This window comes from Pseudomonas sp. J380 (assembly GCF_009827115.1).
In the GTDB taxonomy this organism is placed as follows: Bacteria; Pseudomonadota; Gammaproteobacteria; order Pseudomonadales; family Pseudomonadaceae; genus Aquipseudomonas; species Aquipseudomonas paracarnis.
The window spans coordinates 4,901,350-4,918,470 of the sequence record NZ_CP043060.1; the positions used below are offsets into that span (position 1 = coordinate 4,901,350).

Sequence of the window (17,121 nt, forward strand, 5' to 3'; positions counted from 1 at the left end):
ACGCGTGCTTGCTGAATGAACGCGGCGCCTGTGAGTTTTTCGCGAGCAAGCTCGCTCCTACAAAAAAACCTTAACTGACTGGCATTGGGGCTTGCCCGCGAGGGCCTCAAGCGCGCCGCGAATGGTACAGGCTCACCTTGCGAAACTCCCAAGGCTCGGCCAGGTCCGGCAGGGTCAAAGCCTCGAGGATCTCCAACCGCTGATAATTCGGATGCTGGAAGTCCCGTACCCGTGAATCCGCTACCAGCGCTTCGCGGCCGCGGGTGAGGAACTGATCCAGCAACGGCAGGTTGGCGCGGTCGTAGAGTACGTCGGCCACCAGGATCAGGTCGAAGCGGTCGGCTTCGGCAAAAAAGTCTGCCGAATAACTCAATGACACCTGGTTGAGCTCGGCATTCGCACGGCAAGCGGCCAAGGCCAGTGGGTCCAGGTCGCAGGCCACCACCTCCAGGGCCCCAGCCTTGACGGCGGCGATCCCGGCTACTCCCGAACCTGCGCCGAAATCCAGCACGCGTTTGCCGGCGACCCACTCGGGATGCGCCACCAGGTAGCGGGCCAACGCCAGGCCGCTGGCCCAGCAAAAGCTCCAGTAGGGAGGCTCATGCAGGATGCGCCGGGTTTCTTCCTGGCTGAAGGCGCGGTCCATGTTGTCGGCGTCGAGCAGCCACAGCGACAATTCGGTGCCCGGCAGTGGGCAGGGCACTAATTGCGCGTCGCCGATCAGTTCGCTCAAGGCACGCTGCAGGTGCAGCGGTGGTGTCATGGTGCCTTGACGAGTTGCAAGGGGCCGGTGCTCTGGGTGATCGCCTGGGTGACGCGCACGGCAGGTAGATGCAGGATCAACTGGCCGGACTGGCTGGCGCGACCGCGCAATTCCACGCGGGCACCGGCCGGGAAGGCTTCAGGGTTGAAGCGCAGGCGGAAGGCCAAAGGCTTGCCGTTGCCGCTCAGTACGCTGCTGGCGAGCAGTTGCTGCGGGCGCGAACGCTCGTCGATCACCAAGAGCGCCATCTCGACTTCGGCACCGGCGGGCACGTTGGTCAGGCTGCCGCTGATTTCGCGCTGATAGGCGGGCAGGGGGCCGAGGTCTTCAATGCCCGGGACTTTCTTCTCTTGCGCGGGTGTCGGTTGAGGCGCGGCCGGCTTGGGGGCTTCGCTGCTGCAGGCGACCAGAAAACTGAACAGGCTGAGTAGAACGAGTGGTCGTAACTGCATGTACGGCTCCAGAAAGGACAAAATCCGTGGCTTAAAAAATATCAAACATATAAGCCTGCCTATATACCGTAAAGGCTATGGCTTGTCTTGCCACAGGGATGCGCTACCATGGCCCTCCCATTTTTTGTTGCCTGCCAACCATGCACTGTCCCTTCTGCGGTGCCAACGACACCAAGGTCATCGACTCGCGTCTGGTCGCCGAGGGCGACCAAGTGCGTCGCCGGCGCGAATGCCTGGCCTGTGGTGAACGTTTCACCACCTTCGAAACCGCCGAACTGGTGTTGCCGCGTCTGATCAAGTCCGACGGCAGCCGCCAGCCTTTCGACGAAGAAAAACTGCGCGCCGGTATGCAGCGCGCCCTGGAAAAACGCCCGGTGAGTGTCGAGCGCCTGGAAGCGGCGCTGGTGCATATCAAGCACAAGCTGCGGGCGACCGGCGAGCGCGAGGTCAAGAGCCTGGTGGTCGGCGAGTTGGTGATGGGCGAGCTGCAAAAGCTCGACGAAGTCGCCTATATCCGTTTTGCCTCGGTGTATCGACGCTTCCAGGACCTCAATGAGTTCCGCGAAGAGATCGACCGCCTGGCCCGTGAGCCCTCCAAACAATGACATCTGAACAGGCTGTGCTTGACGCCCACTACATGGCCCGCGCCCTCGAATTGGCGCGCAAGGGCCTGTACACCACCCACCCCAACCCGCGGGTCGGCTGCGTGATAGTGCGTGACGGGCAGATTGTCGGCGAAGGCTGGCATGAGCGCACCGGCGAGCCCCATGCCGAGCCCAATGCCCTGCGCGCCGCTGGCGACAAGGCCCGTGGCGCGACAGTGTACGTGACCCTTGAACCGTGCAGTCATCATGGCCGTACGCCGCCCTGTGCCGATGCGCTGGTGACCGCCGGCGTCGCGCGGGTGGTGGCTGGCATGCAGGACCCGAACCCCGAAGTGGCTGGCCGAGGTATGCAGCGCCTGGCCCAGGCGGGTATCGAGGTGCGCAGCGGTGTGCTGGAAACCGAAGCGCGGGCGCTTAACCCCGGCTTCCTCAAGCGCATGGAGCACGGTCTGCCGTTTGTGCGGGTCAAGCTGGCGATGAGCCTGGACGGCCGCACGGCGATGACCAGCGGCGAAAGCCAATGGATCACCGGCCCCGCCGCCCGTGCTGCGGTGCAACGCTTGCGTGCCGAGGCCAGCGTGGTGCTGACCGGTGCCGACACGGTACTGGCCGACGGTGCCCGCTTGACCGTACGCGCCGCCGAACTGGGCCTGGACGACGCAACCACCGCCCTGGCCATGTCGCGCCCGCCGTTGCGCGTGCTGATCGATGGCCGCCTGCGGGTGCCGCTCAACGCACCGTTCTTCAAGGCCGGCCCGGCATTGGTCATCACCTGCGTGACTCCGGAGAACCAGTTCCCCCGCGGGCCTGAGTGCCTTGTGGTTCCAGGTGTGGAGGGGCAGGTTGACCTGCGCTCGGCATTGGTCGCCCTGGCCGCCCGTGGCGTCAACGATGTGTTGGTGGAAGCCGGCCCAAGCCTGGCCGGCGCGTTTGCCCAACAAGGCCTGGTGGATGAATACGTGATATTCATCGCCGGCAAGTTCCTCGGCTCCGCTGCCCGCCCGTTGCTGGACTGGCCGCTTGATAAGTTGGCCGATGCTCCCCAACTCAAGATCACCGAAATGCGCGCTGTGGGCGACGACTGGCGAGTCACTGCCATCCCCGTCCCAGCAGTGAGCGTATAATTCCCGGCCTGCGCTTGAGCGTCAGCCCCCTCGTTTTCAGGAGAACGAAATGTTCACCGGCATTATCGAATCCATCGGCAGCATCCGTGCAATGACCCCCAAAGGCGGGGATGTCCGCCTGCTGGTTGAAACCGGCAAGCTGGACCTCGGCGACGTCAAGCTGGGCGACAGCATCGCCGTCAGCGGCGTGTGCCTGACCGTCATCGAGCTGCCGGGCAACGGCTTTGCTGCCGATGTCAGCCGGGAAACCCTGGACTGCACCGCGATGAACGATCTTGCGGCCGGCAGCCCGGTCAACCTGGAAAAAGCCCTGACGCCCACCACACGCCTGGGCGGTCACCTGGTCAGCGGCCACGTCGACGGTGTCGGCGAAGTGGTGGCCCGCAGCGAAAACGCCCGCGCCGTGGAATTCCGTATCCGCGCGCCAAAAGAGCTGGCCAAGTACATCGCCCACAAAGGCTCGATCACCGTCGATGGCACCAGCCTGACCGTGAACGCCGTGAATGGCGCCGAATTTGAACTGACCATCATTCCCCACACCCTCAGCGAAACCATCATGGCCTCGTACCAGCCGGGTCGCCGGGTGAACCTGGAAGTGGACTTGCTTGCCCGTTACCTGGAGCGCCTGTTGTTGGGCGAAAAGGCCGCAGAGCCTGCAGCCGGTAACATCACCGAAAGTTTTCTGGCCGCTAACGGCTACCTGAAATCCTGACCAAGGGGGTGCCGCGTGGCGCTCAATAACATCGAAGAACTGGTTGAAGATATCCGCCAAGGCAAGATGGTCATCCTCATGGATGACGAAGATCGCGAGAACGAAGGCGACATCATCATGGCCGCCGAGGCGTGCAAGCCCGAGCACATCAACTTCATGGCCAAGCACGCCCGGGGGCTGATCTGCATGCCCATGAGCCGTGAACGCTGCGAACTGCTCAAGCTGCCCTTGATGGCGCCGCGCAATGGCTCGGGTTTCGGCACCAAGTTCACCGTATCGATTGAAGCCACCACGGGCGTCACTACTGGCATTTCCGCCGCTGACCGCGCCCGCACCGTGCAAGCCGCTGCCGCGAAAGACGCCAAGGCCGAAGACATCGTCAGCCCCGGCCACATCTTCCCGCTGATGGCCCAACCGGGCGGTACCCTGGCCCGCGCTGGCCACACCGAAGCCGCCTGCGACCTGGCGCGCATGGCCGGTTTCGAGCCAAGCGGGGTGATCTGCGAAGTGATGAACGACGATGGCACCATGGCCCGTCGTACTGAACTCGAGGCCTTTGCCGCAGAGCACAACCTCAAGATCGGCACCATCGCCGACCTGATTCACTACCGGATGATCCACGAACGTACCGTTCAGCGGATTGCCGAGCAGCCACTGGACAGCGAGCTGGGCCAATTCAATTTGGTGACCTACCGTGATTCAGTGGAAGGCGACGTGCATATGGCCCTGACCCTGGGCAACATTTGCGCAGAAGAACCGACCCTGGTACGCGTACACAACATGGACCCACTGCGTGACCTGTTGATGGTCAAGCAGCCGGGCCGCTGGAGCCTGCGCGCCGCCATGGCTGCGGTTTCCGAGGCCGGCAGCGGTGTGGTGCTGTTGCTCGGTCACCCGCTCGATGGTGATGTGCTGCTGGCGCACATCCGCGAAACCGCCGACGCCGTGCCGGTGAAAAAACCGACCACCTACAGCATCGTCGGTGCCGGTTCGCAGATCCTGCGCGACCTGGGCGTGCGCAAAATGCGCCTGATGAGCGCACCGATGAAATTTAATGCGATATCCGGATTCGACCTGGAAGTTGTAGAATACGTGCCCTCCGAATAAAGGCTGGCGATTTTTGCCCCTTGTTCGCGGTTAAATCATCACTGAGGGACGCACTTTTCGCGTCCCGGCTCTTTAAGAGATTTGTCGAATGACCCTGAAGACCATCGAAGGTACCTTCATCGCCCCCAAAGGCCGCTATGCCCTGGTGGTTGGCCGCTTCAACAGCTTCGTGGTTGAAAGCCTGGTAAGCGGTGCGGTTGACGCCCTGGTTCGCCACGGTGTGAGCGAGAGCGATATCACCCTTATCCGTGCCCCTGGCGCCTTCGAAATTCCACTGGTTGCGCAAAAAGTTGCTCAGCAGGGTGAATACGCGGCGATCATCGCCCTGGGCGCGGTCATTCGTGGCGGCACCCCGCATTTCGAATACGTGGCCGGCGAATGCACCAAGGGCCTGGCCCAGGTGTCCATGGAGTTCGGCGTGCCAGTCGCTTTCGGCGTACTGACCGTGGATTCCATCGAGCAAGCCATCGAGCGTTCCGGCACCAAGGCCGGTAACAAAGGCGCTGAAGCTGCCTTGTCCGCCCTGGAAATGGTCAGCCTGCTGTCGCAGTTGGAGGCCAAGTGATTTCCGACGAAAGCGATCAGTTCAACCCTCAGGACCCGCGTCCTGCCGATGCCGGCAAACCGTCCAAGAGCGAGAAGCGCCGCAAGGCGCGTCAACTTGCGACCCAGGCGCTGTACCAGCGTCACCTGGCGGGCGCTTCGCTGAACGAAATCGAGGCACAGTTTCGCGTCGATAACGATTTCACCTTCGCCGACCAGAGCTACTTCCACGACATCCTGCACGGCGTGCATGCCAACCTGACCGAGATCGACACAGCCCTGGCGCCATGCCTGGACCTGACCATCGAAGAACTCGACCCGGTTGAGCTGTGCGTGATGCGCCTGTCCACCTGGGAGCTGCTCAAGCGCGTCGACGTGCCGTACCGCGTCGTGATCAACGAAGGCATCGAACTGGCGAAAGTCTACGGTTCGACCGATGGCCACAAGTTCGTCAACGGCGTGCTCGACAAGCTGGCCCCGCGCCTGCGTGAAGCCGAAGTGAAGGAACACAAGCGCTAATCTGCGCTTGATTCCTCAATGGGTGAGTTTGAGCTGATCCGCACATACTTCGCCGCCGCGCCTTGTGCGCAAGGCGGCGAAGGCATTGCCCTGGGGATCGGCGACGACTGCGCCTTGCTGGCGCTTCCCGCCGGGGAGCAACTGGCAGTCTCCACCGATACGCTGGTGGCTGGCGTGCATTTTGCCGACCCCTGTGACCCGTTCCTGCTCGGCCAGCGCTCGCTGGCCGTGGCGGTGAGCGACCTGGCCGCCATGGGCGCCCACCCCCTCGCCTTTACCCTTGCCCTGACCACGCCGAGCGTCGAAGCCGATTGGCTGCAACGCTATGCCCAAGGCTTGAACGCCATGGCGCAAAGCTGCGGCGTAGGCTTGGTGGGCGGCGATACCACCCGTGGGCCGCTGAGCCTGACCCTGACCGTGTTCGGCCGTGTGCCGGCTGGCCAGGCCTTGACGCGCAACGGTGCACAGCCGGGCGATTTGCTGTGTGTGGGCGGCGAGTTAGGCAATGCCGCTGGTGCCTTGCCGCTGGTATTGGGGCAACGCACGGCTGACGCAGCAATCGCTGAGCCGCTGTTGGCGCATTACTGGTCGCCGCAACCGCAGCTGGCCTTGGGGCTGGCGCTGCGGGGCAAGGCGACAGCGGCGATGGATATCTCCGATGGGCTGTTGGCTGACTGTGGGCATATCGCCAAGGCGTCAGCGGTGCGCCTGGTGGTTGAGCGCCAGCGGTTGCCGTTGTCCGAGGCCTTGCTGGCGTTTGTCGGTGAAGACCAGGCTCAAGTAGCGGCGTTGAGCGGGGGCGACGACTATGTGTTGGCGTTCACTTTGCCACCGTCCGAGTTGGCGCCGTTGCAGGCGGATGGCTGGCCGGTGCATGTGGTCGGTCGGGTCGAAACGGGGCACGGCGTGACGCTGCTCGACGGCGACTGCCAGGACATCACCCCGGCTGTGCGCGGCTACCAGCATTTTCGCCAGACGCCCTGAGCCGGCGGTCTGCGCTACCCTTTAGACGATTATCCCGAGTAAGAGGCCGTGACTATGGCTGCATGCCGCTGGCTGCTGATCGTGCTGTGTTCCTTCGTTTCCCTGGCCCAGGCGGACACTCCCGTGCCCGGTAAAATCGTGCTGGCCAGTGAGGAGTGGAACGACTACACCAACAGAGATGGTAGCGGCCTGGCCTGGGACCTGCTGCGCCGCGTCTTCGAGCCAGCAGGCATTACCCTGGAAACTCGCAGCGTGCCCTATACCCGATCGGTCGGCCTGGCCCAGCGTGGTGAGGCGGATGGTTGTGTCGGCACCTACCGCGATGAGGTCAGCGCAGTGCTGTACCCGCGCTGGAACTTCGACGCCGATCATGTCTACGCTCTCGGGCTGGCAACTTCACCCACGCCGACGTTGGCGACCCTGGGCAACTACCGCCTGGCCTGGGTGCGCGGCTATAAATACGAGGAATACCTGCCCACCGTGCGCCGCTTCAACCAGATCGAGCGGCGCAGCGGCATTCTGCCAATGCTGCAACACGGCCGTGCCGATTTTTATATCGACGCCCTCACCGAAGCCAAATACGTGCTCAGCCAGGCGCAAGACCCGGCGCTGTTCAAACTCACCCATATCGCTGAATTACCGCTCTACGTAGGCTTTGCCGACACCGAGCGCGGCAGGGCATTGATGGCCGTGTATGACCAGCGTTTGGGTATCCTGGTCCAGACCGGTGAGTTGAAAGCGATATTCGAACGCTGGAAACAGCCGTATCCGTTCTGACGCCCATAGAACTGACTCAAAGGCCAATCGAACCTATTGATCTTTATCAGCGATAATTCAGCTTAAGCGTCTGTAGGAACGTGCTGTTACAATGCCCGCCTCTGTGAAATCTGAAATCAGGAGCACACGGTGCCCGTCGTTTTCGTCGCCGCTTCCAAGCTGCCTACCCCTTTTGCCACGTTCACCATGAACGGCTTTCTTGAAGAAGCCACCGGGCGCGAGCACGTTGTGCTCAGCCTCGGCGACATCACCGATGGCGCGCCGGTGCTGGGGCGTGTGCATTCCGAGTGCCTGACCGGCGATGCGCTGTTCAGCCAGCGCTGTGACTGCGGCTCGCAACTGGAGGCCGCACTGCAGGCCATCGCCCGTGAAGGGCGTGGCGTGCTGCTGTACTTGCGCCAGGAAGGCCGGGGCATTGGCCTGTTGAACAAGATCCGCGCCTACGAACTGCAAGATGGCGGCGCCGACACCGTGGAGGCCAACGAGCGCCTGGGCTTTGCTGCCGACCAGCGCGACTACGCCATCTGCCTGCCGATGCTCGAGCACCTGGGGGTCAAATCCCTGCGCCTGATGACCAACAACCCCCGAAAGGTCAAAGCCTTGACCGAGATGGGCATCACCGTGGCCGAGCGCGTACCACTGCACACCGGGCATAACCCGCACAACAAACTCTACCTGGCCACCAAAGCCAGCAAGCTCGATCACATGATGGGCAACGAGCACCAGGGCGAGGTCGACCGCGCGTGACCCGTGGCCAGGTGAAACGGCGACTGTCCTTCAACTGGTGGCAGTACCTGGCCCTGGCGTTGCTGCCCTTGTTCGTGATCAACCTGCTGTTTGGCCGTGCTGAATCCTTGTTGCCCGTATTGGCCATGCCGTTCTTCATCGCCGGCGTGGCCTCGATGTTTCTCAGCCTGCGTTATTTTCACGCTTACAAACACGCGCTGATCGCCACCTCCAAAGCCCTTGATACTGCTGAAGAGCCCGCAGCCTGGATCACCCTGGCGGCGCGTCGGCGCACGGCGTTGCTGGTTGCAGCGTTACCGGCCTGGATTGGCGCGCTGGCGGTGTTCGTCGGCCTGGAGGCGGTGCCGCTGTTTCTGTTGGCGCTGTCGACGCTGGTGTTGTTCTATCTCTATCGCATACCGCGTCAGTTGGGATGAAGCGCTATTGGCTGGCGCTGCTGCTGGTATTCAGTGCCCAGGGCTGGCCGGTCGAGCGGGTTGTCAGCCTGGCGCCGTCACTGTCTGAAATTGTGCTTGAGCTGGGTGCCGAGGACTTGCTGGTCGGCATGCTTGATGGTGGTGACCGCCCGGCGGCGTTGGCGAAGGTGACCTCGGTCGGGCACTACGGCCAGTTGGACATGGAGCGCCTGCTCAGCCTCAAGCCCGACCTGATCCTGCTCTGGCCTGGCAGCGTCGGCCCGGCCCAGCGGGAGCAGCTCCAACGATTGAATATCCCGGTGTACGTCGCCGAACCCCACAGCCTTGAACAACTGACCGCCCAGGTGCAGGCCATTGCCGAGCAATTGGGCCGCGCTGAGGCAGGGCACCCGCTCGCTGCACAACTGCGTCAGCGCTTGGCCGAGTTGCGCCAGCGCTACCAGCGGGCCGAGCCGCTGCGGGTGTTTTACCAAGTGTGGAACCAGCCGCTGTACACCGTGGGTGGTGGGCAGATTATCAGCGATGCCCTCAGAGTGTGCGGGGCGCGCAATGTGTTTGATGACCTGAAGTTGCCGGCGCCGCAGGTGAATATCGAATCGGTGCTGGCGCGAGACCCCGAGGTGATCCTGGTGGGGGATCAGGCTCAGAAGGAGGCCTGGAAAGCATGGCCGGCGATGGCTGCTCGGGTGCGGTTGGTGCCGGACAAGGGCCTGGAGCGGCCCAGCGGGCAGATGTTGGAGGCGGTAGCGCGGTTGTGCCAGGTGATTGCGCCGAACCTGTGACAACGCTATCGCAGGCAAGCCAGCTCCCACTGGGGAATGCATTTCAATTGTGGGAGCTGGCTTGCCTGCGATGACGCCGGATCAGGCTACTTAGATCTCAGGTGTCCACGTCACCCCAAGCATCCACACCCGACCTTCTTCACGATAATTCTGAGCTTCCCCGAGGTAGCTGTACTTCGCCCGTGCGTAAGACTTGTCCAGCACGTTATCCACCTTCAGCGACAACGACACCTCCCGGTTCAACGCCCAACTACTGCGCAGCCCCAGCAAGGCATAACCGCCCAGACGGTTGCGGTTGGCTTCATCGTCGTAGCTGCTGCTGATCGCTTGCCAGCTGGCGCCGAGACCGAGTTGATCAAATTGCCGATCCAGATCCAGGTTGACCGTGCGCCGTGCGCGACGTGCCAGGGTGTGGCCGCTGTCACGGTCACGCGGGTCGATAAGCGACAGGCCCAGGTTGCCCTGCCAGCCAAACAGTTCCTGCTTGAGCGCCGCTTCAAAGCCGTTGATCCGCGCCGACGCCACGTTTTGCGGCTTGCCAGCGTCAAGGATAATCGCGTCGCTCAGGTCGGTGCGATACAGCGAGGCTTCCAGGCGCGTGCTGTCGCTCAGTTGGCTGCGCCATTGCAGCTCGTAGCTCTTTGATGTCTCGGGCTGCAGGTTGGGGTTGCTGTACTGGGTGTCGGGGTAATAGAGGTCGTTGAAGGTCGGCGCGCGAAAGCCTTCGCTGTAGCTCAAGAGCAGGTCATTGTCAGGGTTGACCGGCAAGGTCAGGGTGCCGCTCCAACTGTTCTGGCCGCCGAACTGCTGGTTCTGGTCGCGGCGCAGGCCCAGCTCGGTGGAAAACCACTGGCTATGGAAGCGATGCTGCACGAACGCTGCCCGGTTCCAGCGGCTGTTCTCGGTAAAGGTGGTAGAACCGTGGAAACGGTCTTCGTACCAGTCGCCGCCGACGATCAGGCTGTTTTGCTCATCCAGGGTCAGGTCGTTCTGCCAATTGACCGAGTCGCGGTAGGTGTTGAATGCACTGTAATCATCGCTGAGGGTGTCGCGCTTGGTGTCGCGGTTTTCACTGTGGCCCAGCTCCAAGCGCGACTGCCAGCTGTCATTGAGCTTGGCATCGAGATAGCCGCTGGCGCTGCTCACGGTGTAGTCGGTGTAGGGTTTCTGGCCCAGGCTCTGCCCGGTGGCGCCGTCGTAGCGGCCATAACTGTTGTCGTACTCCGACTTGCCACGGTTATCCAACAGGTTGAAGCCCGCCTCCAGCTCATCGCTGAACGAATGGCTGAGGTTCAGGCTGATGGACTGGTTGCGGTAGGCATCATGGTCGCCGTCACTGGGAAACGACGCGTGGCTCGCGTTGATACCGGCGGTTTCATCCAGGCTCGCGCCCAGGTTGAAACGCGTGTGTTCATCGCCGCCCGACAGGCCCAGGCTGCGCTCCCAGGTCTGGTTGCTGCCAAAGCCCAGTTTCAAGCGCGGCTGCAAGCCTTGCTCGGCATTGCGCCGAGTGAACACCTGAATCACCCCGCCAATCGCATCGCTGCCGTAAATCACCGAACGTGAACCGCGCAGCACTTCCACCCGTTCAATCTGATCGACGTTGAGGTATTGCAAGCCGCTGTCGCCGGAGGTGGTGTTGGCGATGCGTTGGCCGTCCACCAGCACCAGGCTCTGCGCCGACTTGGTGCCGCGAATGAAAATCCCCGGCAAACTGCCACGCCCACCGGTTGGCGCAACTTGCACGCCCGGCACGCGGCTGAGCAGGTCAGTGACACTGGTGGGCTGAAGGCGGTCGATGTCGGCGCGGGTGAATACGGTGTTGGCGGCGCTGCTGTCATTACGCGCCTGGACTTGGCGGTTGGCGCTGATGACCACGTCGGAGAGCTTCAGGGCCTGGTCGCGGGTGTCGGCGAGCAGGTCAGCGCAGGGTAGCAGCAGCAGGGCAAGGCACAGGCGTTTCATGGGCTGTCCATAGCATTCGAAGGTCATGCAAAACCACTGTGGGAGCTGGCTTGCCTGCGATAGCGGTGTATCTGACACATTGTTAGCGAATGTGCCGCCGTCATCGCAGGCAAGCCAGCTCCCACATTTGGGGCAGATTACAGATTCAGTAGCGCCAGGCGCTCGCGAACGGACGCCTCGATACCCGCCTCATCCAACCCGCATTCAGCCAGCATCTGCGCCGGCTTGGCGTGCTCAACGTATACATCCGGCAAGCCCAGGTGCAGCACCGACTTGAGGATATTCTCCCGCGCCAGGAACTCGCTGACCGCCGCACCGGCGCCGCCCATGATGGCGTTCTCTTCGACGGTCACCAGCAGCTCATGGCCAGCGGCGATCTCGCGCACCAACGCGTCATCCAGTGGCTTGACGAACCGCATGTCGACCACGGTAGCGTCGATCTTCTCAGCGACTTTCAAGGCTTCGGCCAGTTGTACGCCAAACACCAGGAATGCAGTTTTGCTGCCTTGGCGACGCACGATGCCTTTACCGATTTCAATCGGCTCCAGGTCTTTTTCGATCACGGCGTTCGGGCCGGTGCCGCGCGGGTACCGCACAGCGGCCGGGCCGTTGTACAGGTGGCCGGTGCTGAGCATCTTGCGCAGTTCGTTCTCGTCGCTCGGAGTCATCACCAGCATGCCGGGGATGCAGCGCAGGTACGAGAGATCGAAACTGCCGGCATGGGTCGGGCCGTCTTCGCCTACCAGGCCGGCGCGATCGATGGCGAACAGCACATCGAGGTTCTGCACCGCCACATCGTGAACCAGCTGGTCATAACCGCGTTGCAGGAAGGTGGAGTAGATCGCCACTACTGGCTTGGCGCCTTCGCAGGCCATGCCGGCCGCGAAGGTAACGGCGTGTTGCTCGGCAATCGCCACGTCGAAGTAACGCAGCGGGAAACGCTCGCTGAACGCCACCAGATCGGAGCCTTCCTTCATCGCCGGGGTAACCCCTACCAGACGCGGGTCGGCGGCGGCCATGTCGCACAGCCATTCGCCAAACACCCCGGAATACTTCGGCCCGCTGGCCTTTTTCGGCGCGGCGGCGGGGGCATCGAGGGGTTCGAGCTTGGTGATCGCGTGGTAACCAATCGGGTCGACTTCCGCCGGAGCGAAACCTTTGCCTTTTTTGGTGACAATATGCAGGAATTGCGGGCCCTTGAGGTCGCGCATGTTGCGCAACGTGGCGATCAGGGTGGGCAGGTCGTGGCCGTCGATAGGGCCGATGTAGTTCCAGCCCAGCTCTTCGAACAGGGTGCCGGGTACCAGCATGCCCTTGGCGTATTCTTCGGTGCGACGCGCGATTTCCCACGCGCCAGGCAGGCGCGACAGCACTTTCTTGCTGCCTTCGCGCATGCTGGCGTAGGTACGGCTGGAGAGGATCTTCGCCAGGTAATTGGACAGGCCACCCACGTTGCGCGAAATCGACATGTCGTTGTCGTTGAGGATCACCAACATGTTGGCGTCCACTTCCGGCGCATGGTTCAGCGCTTCGAAGGCCATGCCTGCGGTCAGCGCGCCATCACCAATCACCGCAATCGCCTTGCGCTCACTGCCTTGCAGGCGGGCGGCAATCGCCATGCCCAGCGCTGCACTGATGGACGTGCTGGAGTGGCCGACGCCAAAGGTGTCGTACTCGCTCTCGGAACGGCGCGGGAAGGCGGCCAGGCCGTCCTTCTGGCGCAGGCTGGCCATGCGCTCGCGACGGCCGGTGAGGATTTTATGCGGATACGCCTGGTGGCCCACGTCCCACACCAGCCGGTCGTCCGGGGTGTCGAACACGTAATGCAAGGCGATGGTCAGCTCGATCACGCCCAGCCCGGCGCCAAAATGCCCACCGGTCTGGCCGACCGTGTAGAGCAATTCCAGGCGCAGCTCATCGGCCAGGGTTTCCAGCTCGGCTTCACCCAGTCGACGCAGGCCGTCCGGCGTGGCAGCACGGTCGAGCAGGGGCGTAGACGGGCGTTTGCGGGGAATCTCTTGAAACGTCGTGGGCATCAGGCGAATCGTTATAGGTATAGAAGAGGCGGCAGTTTACCTCAAGCCGTGCAAACTGCCCACGCAGAGGGCCTAACTTGGCCGATATGCGGCGCAAATGGCCGCGGCTGTCAGTGGCGACGTTCGACGATATACCGCGCCAGGTCACGCAGTGGCTCGGCCGCCGCGTCGAAAGGTCGCAGGGCATCCAGGGCCTGGTCGCGCAGCTCGACGGCATACGCCTTGGCGGCTTGCAGCCCCAGCAATGCAGGATAAGTCGGCTTGTCCCGTGCGATATCGGCGCCTTGGCGTTTGCCGAGGGTGGCGGTATCACTTTCCACGTCGAGAATATCGTCCTGCACCTGGAAGGCCAGGCCGATAGCGCGGGAGTAGGTCTGCAGGGCCGCCAATTGCTCGGCGCCGGCGCGGCCACTGGCCAGGGCGCCCAACTGCACGGCCGCCTCAATCAGCGCGCCGGTCTTGTGGCGATGCATGTGTTCCAAGGCTTTTTGATCCAGCTTGAGGCTGACCGAGCCCATGTCGATGGCTTGCCCGCCGACCATGCCAGCCGGGCCTGCGGCGTGGGCCAAGGCGGTGACCATGCGCAGGCGGATCTCGGCGTTGACGCTGCTTAGCGTCGGGTCCAGCAATGCGCTGAACGCCAGGCTCTGCAAGCCATCTCCGGCCAGAATTGCGTAGGCCTCATCGAAGGCTTTGTGGGTGGTGGGCTGGCCGCGACGCAAATCATCGTCGTCCATTGCCGGTAAGTCGTCATGCACCAGGGAATAGGCGTGGATCAACTCGACCGCACAGGCCGCACCATTCGCCTCGGCTGCCGGCGCCCCGAGAGCTTCGCAGGCGGCATAGGCCAGCAACGGGCGCACACGCTTGCCGCCATTCATCACGCTGTAGCGCATGGCCTCATAGAGGCGCGTCATTTCCGGGCTTGGCGCAACAAACAGGGGCTCCAGCGCGGCATTCACCCGGGCTTGGCTACTGGCCTGGTATGCGCTGATCATTCCGGCTGTTCCGCATCGAAAGGCTCTTCGGCCAACTCCCCGTCACGCTCCAGCAACACCTGGACCTTCTGCTCCGCCTGCGCCAACGCGCTCTGACAGTCGCGGGTCAGGCCGATGCCTTGCTCAAACGCTGTCAACGAGTCTTCCAGCGACAACTCGCCGTTCTCCAGACGCTCGACCAGGGCTTGCAGGTCGGCGAGGGATTGTTCGAAATCGAGTGCAACTTTTTTGCGGGCCATGGCGGCAATTCCGGTAGACGGTAAACCGGCGCGACACTAGCAGACATGGGGGATTGGGGCAAATGAGTGGCGCACACACGGTGATGTGAGCCGATTGATGGGTTTATTCGGCTCACCCCATGAGCCGATTAGCGACCTTATTCGGTTCACCGAGTCTCAGCTTGCCTTCGTGGCGACCCAGCACTTCCCCTGCGCCGCTTTCAATTGGGCCTCGAAGACCAATAAACCCTGATGCATATTCTGCAATGTCACAATTTGCATGGCTAACGCTTGCTTCTTATTGGCGATGGCTTGGTCAGCCTTGTCCCAGGGAAGCGCATCACCCTCGTACCCCTGCAAAATCTCCTGTAATTCCTTGAGCTTGAACCCCAGCTGTTGCGCGCACTTTATAAACATCAGCCGCTCGACACTCTGCTCGGTATAAACGCGATAACCGCCCCGACGCGCAGGCGCTGGCATCAGCCCGATTGCCTCATAGTGACGAATCGCCTTGATGGTCGTGCCGGACAACTGCGCGGCTTTGCCGATGTACATGAAAATTCCCTTTTTCAAATAGTGCGCCGGCCTGGTTGAGCCACTTGGCCCGCTGCGTCAGCGAAGAGCCCAGCACCGGCCCCAACAGCAGCGTCTTGCTCGTCGCGATGCCGCACAGCGCCAGCGTGGTGCGCCGCATTTGGTGGATGGCCGGCATGCGATAAGCCCAGCGGTAATACCACGGCGGCGTGTCTAGGGTCACTAACAAGTGCGCGGTTCGGCCCTTTAGCAGCGTGTCTGGGAATGCCTTGCCTGCGCGGTACTTGAAGGCAAAGCCGGGTAGGAACGCGCGGTCGATAAAGCCCTTCATCAGTGCCGGGATACCGCCCCACCAGACAGGGAAAACCCAGGCCAGATGCTCGGCCCAAAGGATGTCGGCTTGGGCGCTGAGCACGTCAGGTTCCAGCGCTTGAACCTGGGTGTAAGCATGATGAAGGATGGGGTCGAACCTGAGATCACCCAGGCGCAGGACGCGGACTTCGTGACCGGCCGTTTTAGCAGCGTGGATATAAGTGTGTGCGAGGGCGGAACAAAAGCTATCGGCGGACGGGTGGCCGAGAATGACCAGAATGCGCTGACTCATGGTGATAAGTTCTGAGAAAAGGGCATTCAGGGTAGGGGGTGCCGTATAGGGGAGAGTCAAGTGCCAGCAGGACCTTTCTGTGAGGTACGCAGGCCCCTTCTTGAACTGTTCACGAACGCTTGTGACGGTACTGTCGGCTGGCTAGCCTGCCGAAAACACCAGAGTAAAAAAGGCATGAGCGAAACTTCTATCGGGTTGATCGCGCCTCCTGAGGGCTACGGCGATTGGCTGACAGACCTCAAGGGCCGCATCCATCAGGCGCAACAACGTGCGTCAATTGCAGTCAATCGTGAACTGGTACTGCTCTACTGGCAGCTCGGCCACGATATTTTGACGCGTCAGCACGCTCAAGGCTGGGGTAGTAAAGTGATTGACCGCCTTGCGCAAGATCTGCGAGCGGCCTTTCCGGACATCAAGGGTTTTTCGCCGCGCAATCTTAAGTACATGAGGGCTTTTGCCGAGGCGTGGCCGGATTCGGAGTTTGTGCAAGAGGTGCTTGCACAATTGCCTTGGTACCATCAAATCGCGCTTCTGGACAAACTTCCCGGCCCTGAAACGCGACGTTGGTACGCCATCCAAACGATCAAGCATAGTTGGTCGCGCAACACCTTGGTGATGCACATTGAAAACCGCCTGTTGGAGCGCAGTGGCAAGGCAGTGAGCAACTTCGAAAGCCATCTGCCCAAAGCGCAATCCGACCTGGCTCGCGAGTCTCTTAAGGACCCTTATCGCTTTGATTTCCTCAGCCTGGGTCAGAATGCACAAGAGCGCGAAATCGAAAACGCCCTGATCAAGCATGTCACTGACTTCTTGTTGGAGTTGGGCGCAGGTTTTGCCTTCGTTGGCCGGCAAGTGCTGCTGAATGTAGGCGGCGATGAGTTCTTCATCGACCTGTTGTTCTATCACCTGAAGCTGCGTTGCTATGTGGTGATCGAACTCAAGGCGGGCAAGTTCAAGCCCGAGCATCTGGGCAAATTGAGCTTCTATCTTGCGGCGGTGGATGCCGAGATAAAGCACCCACAAGACGGCCCGACTATCGGTCTCTTGCTGTGCAAGGGTAAAAATGAAGTGTTGGCTGAATATGCACTGCGCGATAACAACCGACCTATTGGTGTGGCGGAATATCAACTGATGGAGTCTTTGCCAGTCGAACTGCAGTCGAGCTTGCCTAGCATCGAGCAAATCGAGCGAGAGTTGGCGGGATAGGCTGGGTCTTTTCGGTGGCTGAAAAATGT

20 protein-coding genes are annotated in these 17,121 nt (G+C 61.9%); 12 read left to right on the forward strand and 8 right to left on the reverse strand.

Annotation, left to right across the window (positions count from 1 at the left end):
• Positions 1-106: 106 nt before the first annotated feature.
• Positions 107-763 (reverse strand): methyltransferase, encoded by a 657-nt coding sequence (locus FXO12_RS22355; RefSeq protein WP_057975582.1) that lies wholly within the window; start codon positions 761-763, stop codon positions 107-109.
• Positions 760-1,215, reverse strand: coding sequence for a YbaY family lipoprotein (locus tag FXO12_RS22360; protein WP_034133864.1), 456 nt, complete (start codon positions 1,213-1,215; stop codon positions 760-762). The genes FXO12_RS22355 and FXO12_RS22360 overlap by 4 nt, the downstream gene beginning before the upstream one ends.
• 140 nt (positions 1,216-1,355) lie before the next feature.
• On the opposite strand from FXO12_RS22360, the gene nrdR reads away from it, so the two are divergent.
• The 11 genes from nrdR to FXO12_RS22415 all read left to right on the forward strand — a co-directional run bounded on the left by nrdR (position 1,356) and on the right by FXO12_RS22415 (position 9,531).
• Complete coding sequence (gene nrdR / locus FXO12_RS22365) at positions 1,356-1,820, forward strand: transcriptional regulator NrdR (RefSeq protein ID WP_019818855.1); 465 nt, start codon at positions 1,356-1,358, stop codon at positions 1,818-1,820.
• A complete protein-coding gene (gene ribD / locus FXO12_RS22370; protein ID WP_057975581.1) occupies positions 1,817-2,944 on the forward strand; it encodes a bifunctional diaminohydroxyphosphoribosylaminopyrimidine deaminase/5-amino-6-(5-phosphoribosylamino)uracil reductase RibD in 1,128 nt (375 codons plus the stop codon). The genes nrdR and ribD overlap by 4 nt, the downstream gene beginning before the upstream one ends.
• A 49-nt stretch (positions 2,945-2,993) precedes the next feature.
• Positions 2,994-3,656 carry a riboflavin synthase gene (locus FXO12_RS22375; protein ID WP_047711880.1) on the forward strand — a complete coding sequence of 221 codons (663 nt, stop codon included), beginning with the start codon at positions 2,994-2,996 and terminating at the stop codon, positions 3,654-3,656.
• Positions 3,657-3,671: 15 nt separating this feature from the next.
• Positions 3,672-4,763: a bifunctional 3,4-dihydroxy-2-butanone-4-phosphate synthase/GTP cyclohydrolase II gene (gene ribBA, locus FXO12_RS22380; protein WP_060772740.1), complete on the forward strand. Its 1,092-nt coding sequence runs from the start codon at positions 3,672-3,674 to the stop codon at positions 4,761-4,763.
• Between the two features lie 88 nt (positions 4,764-4,851).
• Positions 4,852-5,328: a 6,7-dimethyl-8-ribityllumazine synthase gene (gene ribE, locus FXO12_RS22385; RefSeq protein ID WP_003194576.1), complete on the forward strand. Its 477-nt coding sequence runs from the start codon at positions 4,852-4,854 to the stop codon at positions 5,326-5,328.
• Entirely contained in the window at positions 5,325-5,825 is a 501-nt protein-coding gene (nusB, locus tag FXO12_RS22390; protein WP_014720126.1) for a transcription antitermination factor NusB, read from the forward strand. Before ribE ends, nusB begins: the two co-directional genes overlap by 4 nt.
• Positions 5,826-5,843: 18 nt before the next feature.
• Complete coding sequence (gene thiL, locus FXO12_RS22395) at positions 5,844-6,809, forward strand: thiamine-phosphate kinase (protein ID WP_054918165.1); 966 nt, start codon at positions 5,844-5,846, stop codon at positions 6,807-6,809.
• A 54-nt stretch (positions 6,810-6,863) separates the two neighbouring features.
• On the forward strand, positions 6,864-7,586 hold the full coding sequence (locus FXO12_RS22400) for an ABC transporter substrate-binding protein (RefSeq protein ID WP_054918163.1): 723 nt from the start codon (positions 6,864-6,866) through the stop codon (positions 7,584-7,586).
• A gap of 129 nt (positions 7,587-7,715) precedes the next feature.
• On the forward strand, positions 7,716-8,333 hold the full coding sequence (ribA, locus tag FXO12_RS22405; RefSeq protein ID WP_005791841.1) for a GTP cyclohydrolase II: 618 nt from the start codon (positions 7,716-7,718) through the stop codon (positions 8,331-8,333).
• Complete coding sequence (locus FXO12_RS22410; protein WP_044269046.1) at positions 8,330-8,749, forward strand: hypothetical protein; 420 nt, start codon at positions 8,330-8,332, stop codon at positions 8,747-8,749. Before ribA ends, FXO12_RS22410 begins: the two co-directional genes overlap by 4 nt.
• Positions 8,746-9,531 carry a cobalamin-binding protein gene (locus FXO12_RS22415; protein WP_057975579.1) on the forward strand — a complete coding sequence of 262 codons (786 nt, stop codon included), beginning with the start codon at positions 8,746-8,748 and terminating at the stop codon, positions 9,529-9,531. The genes FXO12_RS22410 and FXO12_RS22415 overlap by 4 nt, the downstream gene beginning before the upstream one ends.
• Positions 9,532-9,621: 90 nt before the next feature.
• Here FXO12_RS22415 and FXO12_RS22420 read toward each other — a convergent pair whose 3' ends face one another.
• From FXO12_RS22420 to FXO12_RS22445, 6 genes are all read right to left on the reverse strand, one after another.
• Complete coding sequence (locus tag FXO12_RS22420) at positions 9,622-11,496, reverse strand: TonB-dependent receptor domain-containing protein (protein WP_057975578.1); 1,875 nt, start codon at positions 11,494-11,496, stop codon at positions 9,622-9,624.
• A gap of 137 nt (positions 11,497-11,633) precedes the next feature.
• A complete protein-coding gene (gene dxs, locus FXO12_RS22425; RefSeq protein ID WP_057975577.1) occupies positions 11,634-13,532 on the reverse strand; it encodes a 1-deoxy-D-xylulose-5-phosphate synthase in 1,899 nt (632 codons plus the stop codon).
• Between the two features lie 110 nt (positions 13,533-13,642).
• Positions 13,643-14,530: a (2E,6E)-farnesyl diphosphate synthase gene (gene ispA / locus FXO12_RS22430; protein WP_057975576.1), complete on the reverse strand. Its 888-nt coding sequence runs from the start codon at positions 14,528-14,530 to the stop codon at positions 13,643-13,645.
• On the reverse strand, positions 14,527-14,769 hold the full coding sequence (locus FXO12_RS22435; RefSeq protein WP_003194556.1) for an exodeoxyribonuclease VII small subunit: 243 nt from the start codon (positions 14,767-14,769) through the stop codon (positions 14,527-14,529). The genes ispA and FXO12_RS22435 overlap by 4 nt, the downstream gene beginning before the upstream one ends.
• Before the next feature lie 156 nt (positions 14,770-14,925).
• Positions 14,926-15,303, reverse strand: a complete 378-nt coding sequence (locus tag FXO12_RS22440) for a MerR family transcriptional regulator (protein WP_054918153.1) — start codon at positions 15,301-15,303, stop codon at positions 14,926-14,928.
• Positions 15,242-15,886, reverse strand: coding sequence for an NAD(P)H-dependent oxidoreductase (locus tag FXO12_RS22445; RefSeq protein WP_082631510.1), 645 nt, complete (start codon positions 15,884-15,886; stop codon positions 15,242-15,244). The genes FXO12_RS22440 and FXO12_RS22445 overlap by 62 nt, the downstream gene beginning before the upstream one ends.
• Before the next feature lie 174 nt (positions 15,887-16,060).
• Here FXO12_RS22445 and FXO12_RS22450 point away from each other — a divergent pair, with 174 nt between their 5' ends.
• A complete protein-coding gene (locus tag FXO12_RS22450) occupies positions 16,061-17,092 on the forward strand; it encodes a YhcG family protein (protein WP_057975575.1) in 1,032 nt (343 codons plus the stop codon).
• Positions 17,093-17,121: the final 29 nt, after the last annotated feature.

What these genes read in the sequence shown, in the direction of transcription:
- FXO12_RS22355 (WP_057975582.1), bottom strand. Translation starts at nt 763, where the DNA reads ATGACACCACCGCTGCACCTGCAGCGTGCCTTGAGCGAACTGATCGGC.
- FXO12_RS22360 (WP_034133864.1), bottom strand. Translation starts at nt 1,215, where the DNA reads ATGCAGTTACGACCACTCGTTCTACTCAGCCTGTTCAGTTTTCTGGTC.
- nrdR (WP_019818855.1), top strand. Translation starts at nt 1,356, where the DNA reads ATGCACTGTCCCTTCTGCGGTGCCAACGACACCAAGGTCATCGACTCG.
- ribD (WP_057975581.1), top strand. Translation starts at nt 1,817, where the DNA reads ATGACATCTGAACAGGCTGTGCTTGACGCCCACTACATGGCCCGCGCC.
- FXO12_RS22375 (WP_047711880.1), top strand. Translation starts at nt 2,994, where the DNA reads ATGTTCACCGGCATTATCGAATCCATCGGCAGCATCCGTGCAATGACC.
- ribE (WP_003194576.1), top strand. Translation starts at nt 4,852, where the DNA reads ATGACCCTGAAGACCATCGAAGGTACCTTCATCGCCCCCAAAGGCCGC.
- thiL (WP_054918165.1), top strand. Translation starts at nt 5,844, where the DNA reads ATGGGTGAGTTTGAGCTGATCCGCACATACTTCGCCGCCGCGCCTTGT.
- FXO12_RS22400 (WP_054918163.1), top strand. Translation starts at nt 6,864, where the DNA reads ATGGCTGCATGCCGCTGGCTGCTGATCGTGCTGTGTTCCTTCGTTTCC.
- FXO12_RS22415 (WP_057975579.1), top strand. Translation starts at nt 8,746, where the DNA reads ATGAAGCGCTATTGGCTGGCGCTGCTGCTGGTATTCAGTGCCCAGGGC.
- FXO12_RS22420 (WP_057975578.1), bottom strand. Translation starts at nt 11,496, where the DNA reads ATGAAACGCCTGTGCCTTGCCCTGCTGCTGCTACCCTGCGCTGACCTG.
- dxs (WP_057975577.1), bottom strand. Translation starts at nt 13,532, where the DNA reads ATGCCCACGACGTTTCAAGAGATTCCCCGCAAACGCCCGTCTACGCCC.
- ispA (WP_057975576.1), bottom strand. Translation starts at nt 14,530, where the DNA reads ATGATCAGCGCATACCAGGCCAGTAGCCAAGCCCGGGTGAATGCCGCG.
- FXO12_RS22435 (WP_003194556.1), bottom strand. Translation starts at nt 14,769, where the DNA reads ATGGCCCGCAAAAAAGTTGCACTCGATTTCGAACAATCCCTCGCCGAC.
- FXO12_RS22440 (WP_054918153.1), bottom strand. Translation starts at nt 15,303, where the DNA reads ATGTACATCGGCAAAGCCGCGCAGTTGTCCGGCACGACCATCAAGGCG.
- FXO12_RS22445 (WP_082631510.1), bottom strand. Translation starts at nt 15,886, where the DNA reads ATGAGTCAGCGCATTCTGGTCATTCTCGGCCACCCGTCCGCCGATAGC.
- FXO12_RS22450 (WP_057975575.1), top strand. Translation starts at nt 16,061, where the DNA reads ATGAGCGAAACTTCTATCGGGTTGATCGCGCCTCCTGAGGGCTACGGC.